Consider the following 3,446-nt stretch of genomic DNA (forward strand, 5'->3'; position numbering starts at 1 on the left):
CTCCTTTTTGTTGAAGTGTTTTTCATAAAACTCGAAAACCCTCTTCCAATGATCATGGAAATCACGCTCGTTGCTAGCTACACCTGCACCATGACCCCCATTGAGGTAATTGACCCATACCACATCCTTTCCTAATCTTCGCATGGCATAATAGAGTTCCCTTGAATTGGTGCCAGGCACATTCCAATCCCCTTCACCTGTCATGATCATATGAGGAGTTTTGATTCGGTCCGCATTCAGTACTGCTGTGGTGGCCAGGTATTTCAACGGTGCATCCCAAAGTGTTTCACCGATTCGGTCCTGACCATATTCCGCTGCAGTATAATTCCTCGTTCCGATCTTTGGACTATCTCCAAGGAAACTGATAATATTGACCTTCCCGGAAATATTGATTGCTGCGGCAAACCTATCGGTCTGTGTAATCAGTAAAGAAGTCGCGTAGCCACCATAGCTTCCCCCCTGCACCCCTACTTTGTCATTGTCCACCTTGCCTTCATCTACCAGTTTATTTATGGCTGCGGTGATTCCCTTTACCCAAGCTTCACCGGGATATCCCATTTCCAGGTCCACTGATGGACGCAGCGCGAAATACCCCTGATTGGCAAAAAGGTTCATATTTCTATTGTATCCATTTGCAAGGAATGTTTCATAGACTTCGCAGACAAGGGGATACTTTTTGCCCTCTTCGTAATCCACAGGATAATAAAGGATTCCTTTAAGTTCTTTGCCGTCTACATTTCTGTAGGTGATCAACTCAGACCTTGTGATCTTCTTGTCCGCTAACCATGGATTAAGATGGGTCAAAGGCTTCATTTCCGCAAAAGACCAATCGCTCACTACCAAATCAGCCGGCATATCTCCATCGGATAAATTCAAAACGACTACATCTTCATGTTTGGCTTTCTGTAATCCTGTGTAAAGACGATCATCTATGATCAGGGCTTCCATTTTGCGGTCAGTGAGATCAAATCGGACAAATCCCCTTCTCCAGCGGTCTTTTTCACTGTATGAAAAATACAGGTAATTTTCATCCTTAGACCAATGCTCAAGTTTTAAGCTAGGGGCTTTTTCTTTATCCTCGGGAAATTCATAGACCATTTCCAACTGCTCGCCTTGTGCATCTGCTAACCAATAGCCTTTATCCGAACTCAGGAGTAATTTGTTTTCGGAAGGAGACCAGGAAGAAATGGAAAACTTCACCTCCTTTTTCTTTTCCTTATCGGTGAAGGCCTTTCCTTTGGTGAGATTGAGTGAATCCACCTGACCCAAAGTTTGCACATAAACATAGCCTGAATCCACCCAAGCAAACTTTCTTTTCGATTCTGACCAATTGAAGTTTCTTCGTTCTTTGTTTCTTTTGTAAATGATATGGGCAGAATCAAGGTTGTCCAGTTGTTTATAAGAAACCTGATACGCTGTCCCTTCATTTCTTACATAGGAAGTTTTTTCTGGGAAAGTCTCATTGAAAATCAAGAATTGATTATCCTCTGAAAGGTAAACACCCCCATAATTGGCTTCCGGAAGTATTTCCTGAGACTTTCCATTCGTCAAATTAACTTTTATCACTTTGGTCAAAGCGTTGGTATTTCTGATTTCATCCCATTTGAGAAAGGGTTTATTCCCGTCATATACGACAACAGGACCCTTGGTGGCTTCATTGTAGAGCGCCATGGCCCTATCTAACCAATCAGGATTTCTGGCATGGAGCAGTATGGACTTGCCATCAGAAGTCCAGGTCAAGTCCGAATTGGCCAACAAAGGATTTCCACTGATCTTTATTTCATTCATGCGTTTGCGGTTGGTATCGTAGAGCATCAGGTGGAGCTTGTCTCCCTTTTGCTCCAAAAATGCCAGCTCTTTAGAATTGGGAGACCAGGAAAATGAGGTTACTCTGGATTGTTCCTTATAGGGATACAGCATTTCACCATTTTGGGTATCGAGGATGACAAATACTCCCGGCACAACATTGAGGTAGGAGGGGTCTTGAAATCTGAAATGATCCACATCAAATCGGGAACTGCCATCTGAAATCAGCCCTGCCAACAACTTTCCATCATCGGATAAAGCAGTGTTGCCGATGGATTTGACATTAATGGCATCTGCGACGGTGAAATTGGTTTTTTGGGCAAAAGCCAATGAGGATAACAGCAGACCAAGCAGGATAAGGGGGAAAGCGGAAAGGTTTTTCATGGGAGGATTGTTGATATTCACTCCAACAAAAAACAGCATTTCCATGGCTTTCCCCCTACCGTTGGCAAAAAAATCCAACTATCTGAATAAAAACATCATTTGGAAGGTCAGGCATGCTTGTGTAAAAAACGGGATAAGGGGTTTTGTTAATTACATTCCCCTTCGGTAAACTTCAAAATACCTCTGGCACCGGCTTCGCAGGCATTGCCGTAGGTTTTTCCATCGCATCCGCAGACGGGTTGATAGATGGATGCACACATGGTGTCTTCCTTGATCTGACGGCTATCGAAGCAGTCAGTAGCCAACAGTACCTCTGGTCCTGGGTCTAAGGTCTCACACATAAAAGCTGTGGATAATAAAAAAGGAAGGATAAATAGCAGGTTCAGTGTTTTTTTCATGGTCTTTGGTTTTTTGATAAGACGAAAGCGGCTGGGGAAATGCTACAGGGAAGGGGGAAATTTTGGGAAAATTAAACACGGAAGAAAAAGCCGGTCAAACCATCCCACTCAAAACCAATTCTTTATAAATTTTTTCACAAGTATTTTGTCCTTTTTTAAAACAAAAACCAACCACAAACCTAAAAACTCAGTATATAATCTTATGAAAAGACTGTTGATCCTAATCCTATTTGGTTGGTTGGCGCAATCATGTATTTCCGCCAGAATCAACTCGCACCAAATGGTGCAGCAACCGGAGCGTATCAGTAAACTCCTGCTATTGGTAACTGATTCGGATAATGTCTTTTATGAATGGAATGAAGATAATTACAATGCAGTGCTTTTAGGTCAGTTCAACAGTATGGATGGCTTTGACCTGAGAAAAAGAATCCACAACCAATTGCAAATGCACTTGAATACCGTAAAAATCATCCCTGCTGACCAGAAATTTGATATCCATAAACTGGTCTCCATGGATGAATTTATCCTGAATATCAATGACCTGGAGTATGATGGAATCCTCTTGGTACATACACGGGCGCTTTGGCGGGAAGATGTGGTCATCAACGGGGACAGCTACTCCAACCCCCGATCAGAGTTCCATGTATTTTTGATGGACAAAGACCTCTTCGAAAAGCAGTACATGGCCAAAATGTCGGTGGATGGTTCTGCCATAAACAGCTTCAATAACCTCTTCAGCCGCTTTTCCAGAGAACTGGCCAAGGACCTCAGCAACAAAGGATTTATCCTAAGACCTGCGGTATTGTAATCCCAGTATTTAGGGTCTGTTTGAAATACCACAGCATCACCCTGATAATC

At 42.8% G+C, this 3,446-nt stretch carries 3 protein-coding genes; 1 reads left to right on the forward strand and 2 read right to left on the reverse strand.

The genetic code is table 11. The features are described 5' to 3' along the window. Positions 1-2,268, reverse strand: a 2,268-nt coding sequence (locus QZT73_RS13090; RefSeq protein ID WP_291788587.1) for a prolyl oligopeptidase family serine peptidase, incomplete at its 3' end; no start/stop codon positions are given. A gap of 68 nt (positions 2,269-2,336) precedes the next feature. Beyond that, positions 2,337-2,588: a Kazal-type serine protease inhibitor gene (locus tag QZT73_RS13095; protein WP_291788589.1), complete on the reverse strand. Its 252-nt coding sequence runs from the start codon at positions 2,586-2,588 to the stop codon at positions 2,337-2,339. 202 nt (positions 2,589-2,790) lie between these two features. Between QZT73_RS13095 and QZT73_RS13100 the strand changes: the two genes are divergently transcribed. Then, positions 2,791-3,396 (forward strand): hypothetical protein, encoded by a 606-nt coding sequence (locus QZT73_RS13100; protein ID WP_291777665.1) that lies wholly within the window; start codon positions 2,791-2,793, stop codon positions 3,394-3,396. Positions 3,397-3,446: the final 50 nt, after the last annotated feature.

Source organism: Cecembia sp. (assembly GCF_007126775.1).
Classification (GTDB): Bacteria; Bacteroidota; Bacteroidia; order Cytophagales; family Cyclobacteriaceae; genus Cecembia.

What these genes read in the sequence shown, in the direction of transcription:
- QZT73_RS13095 (WP_291788589.1), bottom strand. Translation starts at nt 2,588, where the DNA reads ATGAAAAAAACACTGAACCTGCTATTTATCCTTCCTTTTTTATTATCC.
- QZT73_RS13100 (WP_291777665.1), top strand. Translation starts at nt 2,791, where the DNA reads ATGAAAAGACTGTTGATCCTAATCCTATTTGGTTGGTTGGCGCAATCA.